Source organism: Achromobacter sp. MYb9 (assembly GCF_002975275.1).
GTDB lineage: Bacteria > Pseudomonadota > Gammaproteobacteria > Burkholderiales > Burkholderiaceae_B > Achromobacter.
This window is the reverse complement of sequence record NZ_PCOQ01000021.1, coordinates 22,011-38,643: the sequence shown is the minus strand read 5'-3', so window position 1 is coordinate 38,643 and position 16,633 is coordinate 22,011. Positions and strand designations below refer to the sequence as shown.

Here is a 16,633-nt window from a genome sequence, read left to right as displayed (position 1 = left end):
AGTGCCATCCCCATTCCAGTTCCTGCGGCATCGGCCATGTGGGGAAAACGGCCCGCGCCGCACCACCGCCACATTCGCGCATGAAAAAAGCTGTACTGCTGGCCGCCGTCGCGGCCGGGTTGGCCGCGGGGGCCGCACTTGGCGTTTTTGTGCCGCGCTGGCTCGCGCCCGGGGTCACCACCAGCCAGACCGTTACCCCGCCGAAAGTGGCGCCGGCCAGTCCCGTGCGCGTCGAGGTGGCGGCCGTCCAGGAAATTCCGTTCGCGCGCGGCTTGTCCGCCGTGGGCAGCCTGCGTTCCGACGAGTCCGTGGTGCTGCGGCCCGAAGTAACCGGGCGCATCCAGACCATCGAATTCAAGGAAGGGCAGCCGGTCGCGCGCGGCCAGACGCTGATCCGGCTGGATGACTCCGTGCCGCGGGCCGAACTGGCGCAGGCTCGCGCCAACCTGACCCTGGCCCAGAGCCACTACCGCCGCGCGGTGGAATTGCAGGGCAAGGGCTTCGTCAGCCAGCAGGCCCGTGACGAATCCGCCAGTACGTTGAAGGTCCAGGAGGCGGCGGTGGCGCTGGCGCAGGCCCGGCTGGACAAGATGACGATTTCGGCGCCGTTTGGCGGCATCGTGGGGTTGCGCAGCGTGTCCGTGGGCGATTACGTCAACCAGGGGCAAGACCTGGCGCCGCTTGAGGCCATCGACCCGTTGAAAGTGGATTTCCGCGTGCCGGAGATGTATCTCAGCAAGGTCGGCGTTGGCCAGCAGCTGACGTTGCGCCTGGACGCGCTGCCCGGCCAGGAGCGCCAGGGGATGGTCTACGCCGTCAGCCCGCTGATCGACGCGGGCGGCCGGTCCATTCTGCTGCGCGCCACCGTTGCCAACAAGGATGCGGTGCTGCGTCCGGGCATGTTCGCCCGCGTGCAACTGCTGTTCAATCAGGACAAGGCGCTGGTCGCGCCAGAGGCCGCGTTGTCTCCCTCGGGCGAAACGCAGTACGTTTACCGCATCAAGGACGGCCGCGCCGAGCGGCGCGAGGTCACGATCGGTGAGCGCCGCGAAGGCCGCGTCGAGATCCTCACAGGCGTGGCGGTCGGCGATAAGCTGGTGGTGGCGGGCATGCAGCGCGTGACGGACGGCGCCACCGTGGACGTCGTCGGCGGCGGCTCGTGACGCCGGCTCTTCTTCTTTCTTGGCGATAGCGCAATGCGTATCTCGGAAACCTGCATCAAGCGGCCGGTGTTCGCGTCGGTCCTGTCGCTGATCATCGTGCTGATCGGCTTGATTTCCTATTCGCGCCTGACCGTGCGCGAATATCCCAAGATCGACGAGCCCATCGTGTCGGTGGACACCACCTACAAGGGCGCCTCGCCCGAGGTGATCGAATCGCAGGTGACCAAGCCGCTGGAAGACCAGTTGGCCGGCATCGAAGGCGTGGACGTGATGACCTCGCGCAGCCGCTCCGAACGCAGTCTGATCAACATCAAATTCAACCTGTCCCGCAACCCGGACGCCGCGGCGGCCGAAGTGCGCGACAAGGTGTCGCGCGCCCGGCGCTTCCTGCCCGACGAGATCGACGAGCCCATCATCGGCAAGGTCGAGGCCGACTCCCAGCCCATCATCTACATCGCGGTGGAGTCCGGCACGTACTCGGCGATCCAGACTTCCGACTACATCAACCGATACATCAAGACCCGGCTGTCCGTGCTGCCGGGCGCGGCCGAAGTCCGCGTCTTCGGCGAGCGCCTGCCGTCCATGCGCATCTACGTCGACCGCGACAAGCTGGCCGCCTACGGCCTGACCGTGCAGGACGTCGAAGCCGCCTTGCGCAGCCAGAACGTGGAGATTCCGGCCGGCCGGATTGAGTCGCGCGCGCGCGAGTTTTCGGTGGTCTCGTCCACCGACCTGCAGACGCCCGCGCAGTTCGAAGACGTGATTGTGGCTAACGTGAAGGGCTATCCCGTCCGCCTGCGCGATGTGTCCAAGGTCGAGATCGCGGCGGCCAGCGACCGCGTGCTGTCGCGCTTCAACGGCAAGCCGGCGATCAACATCGGCGTGACGCGGCAATCCACCGCCAACCCGCTTGAATTGTCCAAGGCGGCGCGCCTGGAAGTCGAGCGCCTGAACGAGACGCTGCCGGCGGGCATGAAGCTGAACATCGCCTACGACTCGTCGGTGTTCATCGAACGTTCCATCGATTCCGTCTTCCACACCATCGGCGAAGCCATCGTCCTGGTGGTGCTGGTGATCTTCTTTTTCCTGCGCAATCTGCGCGCCAGCATCATTCCCATCGTCACCATCCCGGTGTCGCTGGTGGGCGCCTGCGCGCTGATGTACTTCTTTGGCTTTTCGATCAACACGCTGACCTTGCTGGCGATGGTGCTGGCCATCGGCCTGGTGGTGGATGACGCCATCGTGGTGCTCGAGAACATCTACCGCCATATCGAAGAGGGCATGCCGCGCAAGGAAGCCGCGCTGCGCGGCTCGAAGGAAATCGGGTTCGCGGTGGTCGCCATGACCATGACGCTGGTCACCGTGTACGCACCGTTGGCGTTCGCCACCGGACGGACGGGCCGGCTGTTCATCGAATTCGCGCTGGCCCTGGCCGGCGCCGTGCTGGTGTCGGGCTTTGTCGCCCTGACGCTGACGCCCATGATGTGCTCGGTGCTGCTGCGCCACCAAAGCAGCCACAGCCGCTGGTACAACCTGATCGAAGGCTGGCTGAACGGCATGAGCAACGGCTACCGCCGTCTGCTGGGGGCGTCGTTGCGCCACCGCTGGCTGGTCGTCGTGATCGGGGTGGCCGTGGCCGCCGGCAGCGGCGTCCTGTTCAAGGTGGTCAAAAGCGAACTGGCGCCCATCGAAGACCGCGGCGTGGTGTTCGGCATCGTCAGTTCGCCGGAAGGCGCCACGCTGAACTACACGCTAGACAGCATGCTGGGCATCGAGAAGTTCTATTCCGCGATCCCCGAAGCCAGCGGCAGCCAGGTCACCGTGGGCTTTCCGACCGTGACCGACGGCACCGCCATCCTGCGCTTGAAGCCATGGGAAGCGCGTGACCGCAAGCAGCAGGCCATCACCCAGCAGTTGCAGCCGCAGTTCGCGTCGCTGCCCGGCGTGCGCGCCTTCCCGACCAACCCGCCATCGCTGGGCCAGTCGGCGCGCTCCAAGCCGGTGGAATTCATCATCATGAGCCAGGCCTCCTACGAGGAGCTGGCCCGCTTGACGGACGTGTTCCTGACCGAGCTGCGCAAGTACCCCGGCCTGCTCAATCTGGACACCGACCTGCGCCTGAACACCCCCGAACTGCGGGTACGCGTGGACCGCGACAAGATGGCCGACGTGGGCGCCAACGTGGACACCGTGGGCCGCACGCTGGAATCGATGCTGGGCGGCCGCCAGGTCACCCGCTACAAGGATGAAGGCGAGCAATACGACGTGATCGTGCAGGTGACGCCGCGCGACCGCGCCAACCCCACCGACATCTCTGGCATCTACGTGCGGGCGCGCGACGGCAGCATGGTGCAGCTGGATAACCTGCTGGGCGTGCACGAAGGCGTGTCGCCGCAGTCGCTGAACCACTTCAACCGCCTGCGCGCCGTGAAGATCGACGCGGCCGTCGCGCCGGGCTATGCCCTGGGCGAGGTCCTGACCCACATGCACCAGGTCGCGCGCGACGTGCTGCCCAACACCATCGTGACCGACCTGGACGGCCAGTCGCGCGAATTCCGCGATTCATCGGGCAGCATCTACCTGGTCTTCGCCATGGCGCTTGCCTTCATCTACCTGGTGCTGGCCGCGCAATTCGAAAGCTGGCGCAACCCCTTCATCATCATGCTGTCGGTACCGCTGTCCATGACGGGCGCGCTGCTGGCCTTGTGGCTGACGGGCGGCACGCTGTCCATCTACAGCCAGATCGGACTCATCACGTTGGTGGGGCTGATCACCAAGCACGGCATCCTGATCGTAGAGTTCACCAACCAGCTGCGCGACGAAGGCCGCGAGCTGTTCGCCGCCGTCACCGAGGCCAGCGTGCTGCGGCTGCGCCCCATTTTGATGACGACCGGCGCCATGGTGCTGGGCACGGTGCCGCTGGCTCTGTCCACGGGCGCGGGGGCGGAATCGCGCCAGCAGATCGGCTGGGTGCTGGTGGGCGGGCTGATGCTGGGTACACTACTGACCTTGTTCGTCGTGCCGGTGGCGTACACGCTGATTGCCACCGCGCGCCAGAAACCCGGCCATGCCGGCAGCGCAGAGCATCCCCCGGCCCACCCGCCGGGCGCCCAGACGCCGCCGGCCTCGGCCAATGCAGCGTCGGAATAAGTCATGCGCCAGATCATCTTTGACACGGAAACCACCGGACTGGACCCTGCCCAGGGCCACCGCATCGTTGAAATCGGTTGCGTGGAAATGGTCAACCGGATGTCCACCGGCAACAACCTGCACCTCTACCTGAACCCGGATCGCGACAGCGATCCCGAGGCCTTGGCGGTGCACGGATTGACGACGGAATTCCTGTCCGACAAGCCGCGCTTCGCGGACGTCGCGGACGAATTCGTCAAATTCATCCAGGGCGCGGAACTGATCGCGCACAACGCGGCGTTCGACGTGAAGTTCTTCAACGCCGAACTGGCCAAGACGGGCCGTGGCCCCATCACCGACTACTGCGACACGGTCACCGATTCGCTGCTGCATGCCCGGTCTCTGTTCCCCGGCAAGCGCAATTCGCTGGACGCCCTGTGCGACCGCTTCGGCATTTCCAACGCGCACCGTACGTTGCACGGCGCGTTGCTTGACTCGCAGTTGCTGGCGGAAGTCTGGCTGGCCATGACGCGCGGCCAGGATGCGCTGCTGATCGACGTGGACGACAATGACGGCGCCGGCAGCGACGGCATCGTGCTGGCCAAGTTCGACGCGTCGGGCCTGGTGGTCGTGAAGGCCAGCGATGACGAACTGGCCGAGCACGAAACCTACCTGGCCGCGCTGGACAAGTCCGTGGGCGGCGAGTGCGTGTGGCGCAAGCTGGACGCGCCGGTGACGGCAGCGTAATTAATTTCCCAAGGCGACTTGCGCACGTTTTAAAAAACATGCTATTATTTCGCCTCTTTCAGGGTGGTTAGCTCAGTGGTAGAGCACTGCCTTCACACGGCAGGGGTCACAAGTTCGAAACTTGTACCACCCACCAAAGACCCTTGAAAGGCAGCGCAGGCCCAATATCCAACAAGCCGGAACTGTCTACAAGCGGTACAGCAAGTGGTACAGCAGCAAGCTGTACAGCAAGTCGCACAGCACACCGTATCGCAAGATGCGATGCCAGGTGCAAAGCAAACAAGCCAACCTTTACCGGTTGGCTTTTTTGTTTTCCGCGGCAGGAAACTTCTGGGCAGGAAACTTCGGGGCGGGAAACTTCTGGGGCGGGAAACGCACTACGCTATTGATCGGGTGCTTGATCAAACGCAATTGTGCCTTTGGCGCTTGCGTCCCGTCGGGTCTTTGCATGTCTATGATTGTTGAGCGGCGAACGCCAAGAGGAAATCTCGGGGCTCGCCTACGCGAACAGGAGACGTCCATGCATGCCAGCACAAATACCATGTTGATTATCATCGTCACGGGCGTGGCGTTGATGCTGGTCGGTTTCGGGCTGCGCGACCGCAACGTCGGGATGGGGTTGATGGGCCTGGGCCTGATCACGGCGATTGGCTCGATCCTGTACAAGGCCTACATCACGTTCTATTGACGTGGCCGTGATCCGCCCGGCAAGGCGGCCTTAGCTTTTCGGCGCCTGCTGGCGGGCGATGCGGGCCAGCAGGGTGTCCAGCTGGTTCGCGAAGGCTTTGCGGTCGGCCTGGCTGAACGAAGGCGGGCCGCCCGTGTCCACGCCGCTTGCGCGCAATTCTTCCATCATGTCCCGCACCGTCAGCCGTTCCCGGATGGTCTCCGGCGAATAGCGTTCGCCGCGCGGGTTCAGCGCCATGGCGCCTTTTTCCAGGACTTCGGCGGCCAGCGGGATATCCGCGGTGATGACGAGATCGCCCGGTTCCGCGCGTTCGACGATATGCGCATCCGCCACGTCGAAGCCGCGGGGTACCTGCACGGCTCGGATCAGCGGCGAGGGCGGGGTGGCAAGGGGCTGGTTGGCCACCAGGGTCAGCGGCACCTGCCAACGCTGCGCGGCGCGGAACAGAATGTCTTTGATGACCACGGGACACGCGTCCGCATCGACCCAGATATGCATGAGCGCTTATTCGCCCAGTGCTTTCTGCAGCACGTCGGCCACGATGTCGTTGGTGGACACGCCGCGTTCGGCCGCCAGGGCACGCAGCTTGTCGGCGTGCGCTTGCGACAGCTTCAGCGGAAACGGCACCAGGCCGGCGGCCTGATCCAGCTTGCGCTGTTCGCGGCGGTCGGGCGCCTGCGAGGCCACGCCGAAGCGGTCGGGGGTGGCGGACTGCTTGAGTTGGCCGGCCAACTTCAGGGCCTGGTTCTTTTGAAGATCGAATTTATTCATGGAAATTCCTGATTAGGAGCGCAATCATAAGCGCAACCGGCGTCAACGCGGTTTGGCGTGCTCCAGCAGCGCCAATCCTTCTTCGGCGCCGTCGTGCAGCGGCACGGTCAGGCCGCGCCGGGCATTGGCCACCGATACCTGCGCGCCCTGGGGCGAGCCCGCGGCCAGCAGGTCCTGGCCCGTCTGGTAGACGGCGCGCACGACTACCAGCGCTTCGTCGCGGGTCAGGTCGGCGGTGGTGAGCAGCAGGGCGGCCGTACCGATTGTCGGGATCGGCGCCGACTGGTTGGGGTAGGTGCCCGCCGCGATTTCCAGCGGTATCAACCCGCTCTCCGGGGCCGCCAGCGTCTTGATGGCGGCCGGGTCCAGCGGCAGCAGCTTCAGTTGGGCCTGGGTGAGGGCATCGCGCAGCGGTGTGGCGGGCACGCCGATCACCTGCGCGGCGGCATCCACCGTGCCCGCGTTCAGGGCGGGCAGCGACGCGGCAAAGGGCGTGTCCGCCACCTTGTAGTCGCGGCCGGCCTGCAAGCCATGGGCTGCCAGCACGGCCTCCAGCGTGGCGCGCACCGCGGAGCCTTCAGGCCCCAACGCGATCGTCTTGCCCTTCAGGTCGCGCACCCCGCGTAGCGCCGGGTCGTCGCGGACCACGATGTGGACCAGTTCGGGATACAGGCTGCCCAGCGCACGCAGCCCCACGAAGGGGCCTTGCGCCGCAAAGGGGCCGCGGCCCTCATAGGCCAGGCGGGCGGTGTCGGCTTGCGCCAGGCCGACGACGGCGTCGCCGTTGCGCAGCAGTGCGATGTTCTCGGCGCCGCCACCGGTGATCAGCGGCGTCACGCGGATCTGCCGGGCGCGCCCCACGGCGGCCAGCGCACGGGCAAAGGCCACGTACTCGCCGCGGTCGGGGCCGCCAGCCAGCGGGTAGCCCCGCTGCATTCGCGCCAGCCGGCCGTTGATGCGGGACACCGAGCGCTCCAACTCCTGCTGCACGACATGCTGCGCCGTGCTGGACGCGCTGTAGGCGACGGAGTGGGTGATCTGATCCAGCGTGTCCAGCAGCTGCTGCGTGACGGGAGGCGGGGCGCCCGTATCCAGCGATGGCGCTTCGGCGGCTTTGAAACCCGCCGGCGTAACGAGTTTCCAGGCGTCGCCTTCCTGACGATAGATGGCGCTGGCGTGGGCGACGATGCGGTCGCCCGTCTGGTTGCCGCCCGACTTCACGCCGCTGATGCTGCGCGGGCCCGCGCCCAGCAGTGTCACCAGCGACGCCGCGCCCGGCTGGTCCCAGGCGCCTAGCGCGATGTCGCGGCCCAAATCCAGTTCGACGTCGTAATAGACCACGCGGCGGGTTTCGCCGGGGGGCGCGTTGCTGTCCGCGGCCGATCCCATGCGCGTGAGTTCGGCGATGCGGAACACGCCTTGACCATAAGTGGCGTTCAGGCCGCGTTCGACGTCGGCGCGCAGGGCGTCGGTATCGGGCGCGCGGCCGCAGGCCGCCAGGACCAGGCACAGCCCGATCAGGGCAATACGCTTTAGGATGGACAGGTTCATGCTTACATCCCTCCGACGAACGGCAGCGAAATCAAGGACGTCAGCACGATCACGTTCAGGATGTCGACCAGGAACGCGCCCGTCACCGGCACCACGATGAAGGCTTCCGGCGCGGGCCCGTGGCGGCGCGTCAGGGCCTGCATGTTGGCGATGGCGGTGGCCGTGGCGCCCAGCCCGAATCCGCAGAAAGCGGCCGACATGATGGCGGCTTCGTAATCGCTCTTGAGCATCCGGAACACCACCCAGGTGGCATACAACGCGCAGAACAGCGTCTGCACGATCAGCATCAGGGCCAGCGGGCCCGCCAATCGCGCCACGCTGGACAGGTCCAGCGTCATCATGGTCATGCCCAGGAATAGCGACAGCGAGATCGTGCCGATGATTTCGGTGGCGCGGTCGTCCAGCTTCAGGCCCACGCGCACGCCGACGTTGCGGATCAGCACGCCGGTTGCCAGGCACCACAGGAAGTTGGGCAGGCTGACCGGTGCGCCTTCCACCAGCATCGCAAGGTAGCCGCCGACGACCAGGCACACGAAGGCGGCGGTCAGCGACACGATGAACGAGCCAGCCGTGGCGGGGGCGGCCTCTTCGGCCAGATCCGGCGCGGCATGCCCGGTCTGCGCCGGGTGGTCCAGGCTGCCGGCCAGCTTGTGCCGCCGCATGATCCATTCCGCCACCGGGCCACCCACCACGCCGCCCAGCACCAGGCCCAGCGTGGCCGAGGTCATCGCCAGCGCCATGACGTCCTGGATGTTGTTGAAGTCGGCAAAGCGCGTGGCATAGGCCGCGCCGGTGCCGTGGCCGCCCACCAGGGTGATGGTGCCGCCCAGCAGACCCATCAGCGGATGCATGTCCAGCAGCCAGGCCATGCCCAGGCCCACGGCGTTCTGCAGGACCAGGAAGGGAATCAGCGCCAGCAGGAAGGCGATCAACCGCGGGCCGCCCTTGGCCAGCAGCTTCAGGTTCGCGGTCAGCCCGATGCAGCCGAAGAACAGCAGCAGCAAGGTGGGCTTGATGCTGGTTTCCATCGAAATCGACACGCCGCCCCATGTCGACAGCAAGTAGGCCAGCACGGCGAACAGCAGGCCGCCCACGATCGGATCGGGGATGCTGTAGCGCGACAGGATGCCGATGCGCGAGGTCAGCACCCGGCCGATGACCAGCACCAGGCAGCATGCAAGCAGGGATTGAACGGGCGAAAGCGAAATCATATGGGCCTTCGCGCCCCGACGGGCGCAGCAATGCAAAGCAGGGGGGAACCGTTGCCGCCACATCGTTCAGACTGTGGCCCTATATTACGGCCGTGATCGCAGCGATGTATATGGGCGCGGCAACGCGCGTGGCCCCGTCAGGAGGCCGGGTGCAAGCGCCGCCTAAAGCGGAAACACGCGCGACATGTAACTGGCTTGCGGACCGTATCCGGCCAGCTTGTCCGCCAGTCCGGCGGGCAGCGAGCGGCCTTCGCCGTACACCGCCTGATAGCCGTGACGCCGCCAATAGCCCACGGCAGACTCCAGCGACACGAGGCTGGCGCGGCGCATGCCGCTTTCCATGGCCTGGCTGGCAGCGGTCCGAAGCAGCGTCTGGCCCACGCGCAGCCCTTGCGCGGACGGCACCACGGCGCAGTCATGCAGGAACCAGTGGTCGGCCTGCGGCGGCAGCGCAGCCAACGCCACGTCCAGCGCGGGAGGCAGGCCGTCATCCCAGGGGTACGAAACCAGGTAACCCAGCAGGGAGTCGTCGGCGGCTGCGCGCGCCACCCAGCAATAGGCGGGCGCAAGCGTCAGGCGATTGAGGAAGAACTCCGCGCTTTCAAGCAGAAAGCCGGGGTAGGCCAGGGTCTGGGCATCCAGAATGCCGTCCACGTCGCTGGCCAGCATAGGGCGGACTCGGTATTGCATGACAACCTGTGAAAACAAGAAAAGCCGGCGCATTTTACCGGCGTCCGGTTGGGTGCTGCTTTACGAGGTTTCACAAATCAGGGACATAGGTTAACGAGGCTTGCACGCGACTTCATAGTTTTCGCGGTGCGTGTCCCTAGAATTCGCTCAAGTTCCAGCAAGCGGCGGTTGTGCCGCATTTCATGAAAATTCGACGACGCCCTACGCATACTGCTCGCCATATCGTCCTGTATTCCGAGTCAAGCGTCTTATGCACATCCAATTCCGGTCCGATCCGATCCCGCAGCAAGTGTTGGCCAAAACGTATCCCTTGGATTCGCTCTGGTCTTCCAAGGCGGCGGCCGTGCCCTATGACACTTGCGTAACCTGCGTCATCCCGTGCCTGAACGAGGCCGAGAACCTGCGCATCCTGTTGCCGCTGTTGCGCAGCCGCCTGTCGGCCTTGTGCACCAGCTGGGAAATCATCGTGGCCGATGACGGCAGCACGGATGGCACCGAAGCGCTGATGGCTGAATGGACGCAGCATCGCGGCTTTCGCTACGTGCAGCTGTCGCGCAATTTCGGCAAGGAAGCTGCGCTGAGCGCGGGCCTGGAAGCCGCCACGGGCAATGCCGTGATCTGCCTGGATGCGGACCTTCAGCATCCGCCCGCGTTGATCGAGCAGATGCTGGCGCGCTGGGCCGCCGGCGCCGAAATGGTCTATGCGGTGCGCGAAACCCGCGCCGATGAATCCTGGGTGAAGCGCTCTGGCGCACGCTGGTTCTACAAACTGCTGAGCAGCGCGCGCGGCGTGGACGTGCCGGCGCACGCGGGCGATTTCCGCTTGATGGACCGCGGCGTGGTCGACGCGCTGATCGCCTTGCCCGAACGCACGCGCTTCATGAAGGGCTTGTATGCCTGGGTCGGTTTCAAGGGCGAAGCGCTGCCGTATACCCCCGACGAACGCCTGCATGGCGATAGCCGGTTCAGCGGCATGCGCCTGTTCCGCCTGGCGCTGGATGGCCTGACCGCGTTCACCACCTGGCCCTTGCGACTGGTCAGCCTGGTCGGTGTCGTCTTCGCCATGCTGGGGATGTCGTATGCCGCGTACCTCGTCGGCGAATACCTGCTGTCGGGCAACCCGGTGTCTGGCTGGACCACGATCGTCACCGCCGTACTGTTCTTTGCCGGCGTCAACCTGATTTCCCTGGGCGTGGTGGGCGAATACGTCGCCCGCATCTTCGACGAGGTGAAGGGCCGGCCGCTATACGTCGTGCGCCGGCGCCAGGGCGTGGCCTCGCGCGCGGACAAGGCCACGGGCACGGGTTGAGCATGGCCGATGGCCGGTGAAGGACCTCTACGCAGGCCTCTACGCAGAACTCTACGCAGGCCTCGCCCGGTACAGGCTGCCCAGCGGATCGCACGCGGCGCCGTGGCGGTGCGCGGCGCGCCACGCCTTCAGGCGGCGGGTTTGTGGCGGAATGCCCAGAGCCGGCTAGCGGCGAACGTGGCGAACGCCAATCCCACCAGGATCAGCGCCAGCAGCACGTCATAGGGAATGGCCGTGGTGTGCAGCAGCAAGGCATAGGCCGATTCGTTGATGACGAAACCGATGGCTGAAATCAAGAAGAAACGACGGGCTGCTACGGTCCAGGATGTGCGGGTATGTCGGAAGGTAAGTCGGTAGTGTCCCGAGAACGAAACCACGAAGGCGACCAGCCAGCCCACCAGGTTGGCGGCCAATGGTGGCAAGTGGAAGACTTCGACGCAGCCGACGGCAATGGCCCAGTGCGTGGCAGCGGCAGCGCAGCCGACGACGACGAAAAGGCTGATCTGCTGAAGCAAGGCGCGCATGGAAGCCGTGGTGAAATGGAAATTCGAGGTGATGCAATGAGCAAACGAATCGTCGTCTGCGGTGACGATTTTGGCATGAATACCGACATCGATGAAGGCATGATCGCGTTGGCGGGCATGGGCCGCATCAGTGCGGTCAGTTGTCTGTCGCAGGGGCCCACGTTTGCCCGCAATGCAGCCCGCCTGTCGGCGCATGACGTCGATATCGGCCTGCATGTGAATTTCTCGGAATCGCTGGACGATGCCGAGCCCATGCCCTCCTTGAGCAGGCTGATCCTGCGCGCGTATGCCGGCCGGCTGGACCGCGCATGGATCGACGCGTGCCTGAACCGCCAATTCGACGCGTTCGAAGCCGCGTTGGGACGCGCGCCCGACTATGTGGATGGCCATCAGCACGTGCATCAGCTGCCCGGCATTCGCGACCAGGTGCTATCGCAACTGAAGCGCCGCTACGGCGATAGGCAGCCCTGGCTGCGGCAGACGGCGCCCGGCGCGCTATGCGGCATTCCGCTCAAGGAATCGATCAAGGCGCGGATCATCGGCGCCTTGGGCGCGGCGGCGCTGGCCCGTCGGGCCCGGCAGGACGGCTTGCGTACCAATCGCCGGCTGCTGGGCGTATATGGCTTCGACGGCGGCAAGCGCCGCTATGCGGACTTGTTGCAGAACTGGCTGTTCAATGCGCATGACGGCGATTTGCTGATGTGCCATCCCGCGATGGATTGCCGGGATGGCAGCCCCATGTCGCGCCAGCGCCGCGCCGAATTCGATGTGCTGGCCTGCCCCAAGCTGGGCGACTGGTTGAGCGAAAACGGCGTGCGCATCGCGCGCCTGCCGGCTGCCGCGCGCTGACCCCGCAGCCTGACGCCGGCTACCCGCGCGTCAGGCTGTCCAGCAGCCAGGCGCCCGCGGGCCCCAGGGGGCGGCGCGTGGACCACACGACATCCACGCGAATATGGCGCGGCCAGCCCGGCACGGTCAGTTCCACCAGTTGATTGCGCCCGAAGCGCTGGATCATCCAGCGCGGCAACTCCGCCCAGCCGAAGCCCAGGCTGGCCATTTCCAGCAGCATCAGATAACCCGGCGCCGACCAGGTCGAGTTAGGCGGCGCGGCGTCCTTGTCATCCAGTTCGTAGGTGCTAAGGCGAAGTTCGCGTTCGGCATCGAGGTCGCCGCGCGTGATGCGTGCCCGGCCCGCCAGCGGATGATTGCGCCCCACGCACAGGACGATTTCAGACAGTTCCGTCAACGTGGCGTGCGCGACGTCGGGCGGGTAGCTGTCTTGCGCCGCCATCAGGCCGACGTGCGCGCGGCCTTGCTGCACCAGCGCCACCACGTCTTCGTATTCCGCGATCAGGCATTCGAAGCGCAGCGTGGGGTAGCGCCGGTCGATTTGGCTGAGCATAGTCTCGAACGTCTCGGACTGGAACGTGTCGGACAGCACCACGGTCAGGCGGGGCTCCAGCCCGTCGGCCAATTGACTGGCGCTGCGGTTGAACCGGTCGTTCGCGGCCAGCACTTGCAGGGCCTGGCCCAGCAGCACCTGGCCGGCTTCGGTCAGTGCGGGCTGGCGTTGGCTGCGGTCGAACAGCGTGACGTTCAGGTCCACTTCCAGGTTGGCGATGGTTTCGCTGATGGTGGATTGGCTTTTACCCATTTTTCGCGCAGCGGCGGAAAACGAGCCTTCCGACGCGACTTGGGCAAACGCGGCCAGGGAATCAAGGGAGTGGCGCATGGGCAGGCGGGCTATCGGTTTTTCCGATGGATTCAATCTTTATCGTACCGGAAATATCGTCGAAAATCGCTCCCACTCTGTAGCAACCGACCTCAGGTGGGTCATGACGCAAGCCACGAAAACCCTAAAAGAACGTTTCTTCCACGCTTTTCTGTTTGAAATCCTGGCCATCGGCCTGTGCGCGCCGGCCGCCGCCTGGGCCATGGGCAAGTCCCTGTTTGAAATGGGCGTGCTGACCGCGGTCATCGCCTGGATCGCGCTGGTCTGGAACATGATCTACAACGCCGGCTTCGACCGCGTCGAGAACCGTTTCGGCTGGACCCGCAACCTGCGCGTGCGCATCTTGCACGCCTTCGGATTCGAACTGGGCCTGATCCTGATCGTGATCCCTCTGGCGGCCTGGTGGCTTAGCATCAGCCTCTGGGAAGCCTTCGTGCTGGATATCGCGCTGGTGCTGTTCTATTTGCCCTATGCGTTTCTGTACAACCTGGCCTACGACCGGTCGCGTCCGCGCGTCATGCAATGGCTGAACCGGGGCAAGGCGGGCGCCGTGTCCCCGGTTGCGGTGCCGGCCGCTACGCGTCAATGACCTTGCGCGTGAACATCTCCAGGTAGTCCATCAAGGAATCCGCGCCCTTGATGGCCGCGGCTTCGTTGCCCGTGGCAATGCCCTGGGCCATCAGCATGTGGCGGCGGGCGCCCTCGGCGATATCGCCCTCGTGCTGATAGGCGTACCAGAAGCGCCGGCACTGGATGATCAGCGGTTCCACGGCGTTCACGGCGGACAGGTTGCGGCAGGCTTCGTGGCAAACGTAGTCCAGCAACTGGTCGGCGTGCATGTAGTCGTCCAGGTTGCCGCCTTCCGAGGCGCGGATCATCTGCGCCGCGCAGTCCACGATCTGGGTGCGTTGCGCGGGCGTGGCGCGCCGCGCCGCGCTGGCGGCGATCAACTGTTCCAGGGCGCGGCGGGTCTGGATCAGGTCCATGTGTTCCGCCAGCTGGATCATCGACACGCGCAGGCCGCGCCGGGGCTCCTGGCGAATCAGCCCGGCCGCCACCATGCGCAGCAGCGCCTCGCGGAGCGGCGTGCGCCCCAGGCCGGTCTTTTCCACCAGATCCGCTTCCACGACCGCGCGGCCAGGCTGCAACTGCAGCGTGGCGATCATGCTCTCGATCTGGTCGTAGGCGACATCCGCGGCGCGCCGTTTGGGTTCTGCTCCTGCCATCAATTATTGTTTTCCTTCGTTTTGCGCCACTGCGTGTAGGCCAGCCATTCGCCGACGAACCCGCGTCGGAAGAACGACACGCACAACACGAAAATCAGCCCGATGACGATCGTGACGACATCGCCCAGGGTGGCAAGGTAGTTCTGCAAGCTGACGACCAGCGTTGCGCCGACCACCGGGCCCCATACCGTGCCGATACCGCCCAGCAGCGTCATCAGCAGGACCTCGGTGGAGGTGGACAGCGACACGTCGTTCAACGCCACCAATTGAAGCACCAGCGCCTTGAGCGACCCGGCCAGGCCGGCCACCGCCGCGGACAGCACGAAGGCCAGCAGCTTGCACCGATCCGTATCGTAACCTAGCGAAATGGCGCGCGGCGCGTTGTCCCGGATGGTCTTTAGCACCTGGCCGAACGGTGAATGGATCACCCGGTAGACGAACAGGAAGCCCAGCACGAACACCGCCAGCGCGAAGTAATACATGTTCGTATCGACGCTCAGGTCCACCAGGCCCAGGAACTTGCCGCGGGGGATGCCCTGCATGCCGTCCTCGCCGCGCGTCCAGCCCACCTGCACCGCCATGAAATAGGCGACCTGCGACAGCGCCAGCGTGATCATCGCGAAATAGATGCCGGTGCGCCGGATGGCCAGCCACCCGATCGCATAGCCGATGGCCGCGGCCATCGCCACGCCGCACAGCATGGCGATTTCGGGCGGCAAGCCGCGCGCGCCGAAGAGAATCATCATTTCACCGGCGGCGTAGCCGGCCCAGCCGAAGAACGCCGCATGTCCGAACGACACCAGGCCGGTAAACCCCGTCAGCAGGTTGAAGGCCAGCGCGAACAGCGCAAAGCACAGCACTTTCATGACGAACACGGGGTAGACGATCTGGGGAAAGAAGGGCACCAGCATCGCGGGCACCAGCAGCAGCGCCAGGATGCGGATCGAAAGGGGAATGCGCGGCACCTTATTTCTCCTTGCCGAACAGGCCGGCGGGGCGCATCAGCAGCACGACGGCCATCACGATGAACACGACCACGGTGGACGCTTCGGGATAGAACACTTTGGTCAGGCCTTCCAGCAGGCCCAGCGCCAGGCCGGTGACGATGGCGCCCATGATGGAGCCCAGGCCGCCGATCACCACCACGGCAAACACGATGTTCAGCAAGTTGGAGCCCATCAGCGGGTTGATCTGCATGACGGGCGCCGCCAGCACGCCCGCCACGCCGGCCAGCGCCACGCCGAAACCGTAGGTCAGCGTGATCATCACCGGCACGTTCACGCCGAAGGCCTGCAGCAGCTTCGGGTTCTCGGTGCCGGCGCGCAGCATGGCCCCCAGCCGGGTGCGTTCGAACAGGTACCAGGTTGCGATGCATAGCGTCAGCGACGCCACCACCACGAATCCCCGGTACGCAGGCAGGAACATGAAGCCCAGGTCGAAGCCACCCTGCAGGATCTCGGGCGGCTCGTAGCCCACGCCCGAGATGCCGTAGAAGTAGCGGAACCCGCCCTCCATCATCAGCGCGATGCCAAAGGTCAGCAGCAGCCCGTACAGGTGGTCCAGGTGATACAGCCGTTTAAGCAGCGTCTTTTCGATGACGACGCCGACCGCGCCCACCAATAGCGGCGCCAGGATCAATGCGGCCCAGAAATTGATCTGCACCCCGGGCCCCAGCAACTGCGGCAGCTGCGTGAAACCGATCCACGCCAGGAACGCCGCCATCATGAACTGGGCGCCGTGCGTGAAATTGACGATATTGAGCAGGCCGAAGATGATGGCCAGCCCCATGCTCAGGATGGCGTAGAAGCAGCCGTTGATCAGCCCCACCAGCAGTTGGGCGAGCAGGGCGGGAAGGGAGATGTCGAACATGGCGGGTAGCGGGCGGCGTGGGT

Annotated in this window: 17 protein-coding genes and 1 tRNA gene; 8 read left to right on the top strand and 10 right to left on the bottom strand. The window is 65.4% G+C overall.

Annotated elements, in window-relative coordinates; genetic code table 11:
• Positions 1-80: 80 nt before the first annotated feature.
• The 5 genes from CQ050_RS23780 to CQ050_RS31030 all read left to right on the top strand — a co-directional run bounded on the left by CQ050_RS23780 (position 81) and on the right by CQ050_RS31030 (position 5,727).
• Positions 81-1,163 carry an efflux RND transporter periplasmic adaptor subunit gene (locus CQ050_RS23780; protein ID WP_105559278.1) on the top strand — a complete coding sequence of 361 codons (1,083 nt, stop codon included), beginning with the start codon at positions 81-83 and terminating at the stop codon, positions 1,161-1,163.
• A gap of 33 nt (positions 1,164-1,196) precedes the next feature.
• Positions 1,197-4,313 (top strand): efflux RND transporter permease subunit, encoded by a 3,117-nt coding sequence (locus CQ050_RS23775; RefSeq protein WP_105559277.1) that lies wholly within the window; start codon positions 1,197-1,199, stop codon positions 4,311-4,313.
• A gap of 3 nt (positions 4,314-4,316) precedes the next feature.
• Positions 4,317-5,039, top strand: coding sequence for a DNA polymerase III subunit epsilon (gene dnaQ, locus CQ050_RS23770; protein WP_105559276.1), 723 nt, complete (start codon positions 4,317-4,319; stop codon positions 5,037-5,039).
• A gap of 61 nt (positions 5,040-5,100) precedes the next feature.
• Positions 5,101-5,175 (top strand) — tRNA-Val (locus CQ050_RS23765).
• 405 nt (positions 5,176-5,580) lie between these two features.
• Complete coding sequence (locus tag CQ050_RS31030) at positions 5,581-5,727, top strand: hypothetical protein (RefSeq protein WP_199196916.1); 147 nt, start codon at positions 5,581-5,583, stop codon at positions 5,725-5,727.
• Positions 5,728-5,757: 30 nt separating this feature from the next.
• Here CQ050_RS31030 and CQ050_RS23760 read toward each other — a convergent pair whose 3' ends face one another.
• From CQ050_RS23760 to CQ050_RS23740, 5 genes are all read right to left on the bottom strand, one after another.
• Positions 5,758-6,225, bottom strand: coding sequence for a YaiI/YqxD family protein (locus CQ050_RS23760; protein ID WP_105559275.1), 468 nt, complete (start codon positions 6,223-6,225; stop codon positions 5,758-5,760).
• A 6-nt stretch (positions 6,226-6,231) separates the two neighbouring features.
• Positions 6,232-6,498 carry a hypothetical protein gene (locus tag CQ050_RS23755; RefSeq protein ID WP_088590330.1) on the bottom strand — a complete coding sequence of 89 codons (267 nt, stop codon included), beginning with the start codon at positions 6,496-6,498 and terminating at the stop codon, positions 6,232-6,234.
• A gap of 42 nt (positions 6,499-6,540) precedes the next feature.
• The gene (locus CQ050_RS23750; RefSeq protein WP_105559274.1) at positions 6,541-8,049 is read right to left on the bottom strand and encodes a TAXI family TRAP transporter solute-binding subunit; all 1,509 of its coding nucleotides are present in this window, start codon (positions 8,047-8,049) and stop codon (positions 6,541-6,543) included.
• 2 nt (positions 8,050-8,051) lie between these two features.
• On the bottom strand, positions 8,052-9,260 hold the full coding sequence (gltS, locus tag CQ050_RS23745; protein ID WP_105559273.1) for a sodium/glutamate symporter: 1,209 nt from the start codon (positions 9,258-9,260) through the stop codon (positions 8,052-8,054).
• Between the two features lie 162 nt (positions 9,261-9,422).
• Complete coding sequence (locus CQ050_RS23740) at positions 9,423-9,929, bottom strand: GNAT family N-acetyltransferase (protein WP_105559272.1); 507 nt, start codon at positions 9,927-9,929, stop codon at positions 9,423-9,425.
• Positions 9,930-10,200: 271 nt separating this feature from the next.
• On the opposite strand from CQ050_RS23740, the gene CQ050_RS23735 reads away from it, so the two are divergent.
• Positions 10,201-11,259, top strand: coding sequence for a glycosyltransferase family 2 protein (locus CQ050_RS23735; RefSeq protein ID WP_105559271.1), 1,059 nt, complete (start codon positions 10,201-10,203; stop codon positions 11,257-11,259).
• 128 nt (positions 11,260-11,387) lie between these two features.
• Here the strand turns inward: CQ050_RS23735 and CQ050_RS23730 are convergent, their stop codons facing one another.
• Entirely contained in the window at positions 11,388-11,783 is a 396-nt protein-coding gene (locus CQ050_RS23730; protein WP_199196912.1) for a GtrA family protein, read from the bottom strand.
• A 36-nt stretch (positions 11,784-11,819) separates the two neighbouring features.
• Between CQ050_RS23730 and CQ050_RS23725 the strand changes: the two genes are divergently transcribed.
• Positions 11,820-12,632 (top strand): ChbG/HpnK family deacetylase, encoded by an 813-nt coding sequence (locus tag CQ050_RS23725; protein WP_105559347.1) that lies wholly within the window; start codon positions 11,820-11,822, stop codon positions 12,630-12,632.
• A 19-nt stretch (positions 12,633-12,651) separates the two neighbouring features.
• Here the strand turns inward: CQ050_RS23725 and CQ050_RS23720 are convergent, their stop codons facing one another.
• Positions 12,652-13,515 carry a LysR family transcriptional regulator gene (locus CQ050_RS23720; RefSeq protein ID WP_105559270.1) on the bottom strand — a complete coding sequence of 288 codons (864 nt, stop codon included), beginning with the start codon at positions 13,513-13,515 and terminating at the stop codon, positions 12,652-12,654.
• A gap of 103 nt (positions 13,516-13,618) precedes the next feature.
• On the opposite strand from CQ050_RS23720, the gene CQ050_RS23715 reads away from it, so the two are divergent.
• The gene (locus tag CQ050_RS23715; RefSeq protein ID WP_105559269.1) at positions 13,619-14,104 is read left to right on the top strand and encodes a multidrug/biocide efflux PACE transporter; all 486 of its coding nucleotides are present in this window, start codon (positions 13,619-13,621) and stop codon (positions 14,102-14,104) included.
• Here CQ050_RS23715 and CQ050_RS23710 read toward each other — a convergent pair.
• Genes CQ050_RS23710 through CQ050_RS23700 form a run of 3 tightly spaced genes read right to left on the bottom strand, consistent with a single transcriptional unit; the run spans position 14,091 to position 16,610 of the window.
• Entirely contained in the window at positions 14,091-14,741 is a 651-nt protein-coding gene (locus tag CQ050_RS23710) for a GntR family transcriptional regulator (protein WP_105559268.1), read from the bottom strand. The two genes, CQ050_RS23715 and CQ050_RS23710, sit on opposite strands and share 14 nt — an antisense overlap.
• A complete protein-coding gene (locus tag CQ050_RS23705) occupies positions 14,741-15,706 on the bottom strand; it encodes a branched-chain amino acid ABC transporter permease (protein ID WP_105559267.1) in 966 nt (321 codons plus the stop codon). Before CQ050_RS23705 ends, CQ050_RS23710 begins: the two co-directional genes overlap by 1 nt.
• A gap of 1 nt (position 15,707) precedes the next feature.
• Complete coding sequence (locus CQ050_RS23700) at positions 15,708-16,610, bottom strand: branched-chain amino acid ABC transporter permease (RefSeq protein WP_006217401.1); 903 nt, start codon at positions 16,608-16,610, stop codon at positions 15,708-15,710.
• Between the last annotated feature and the right edge of the window lie 23 nt (positions 16,611-16,633).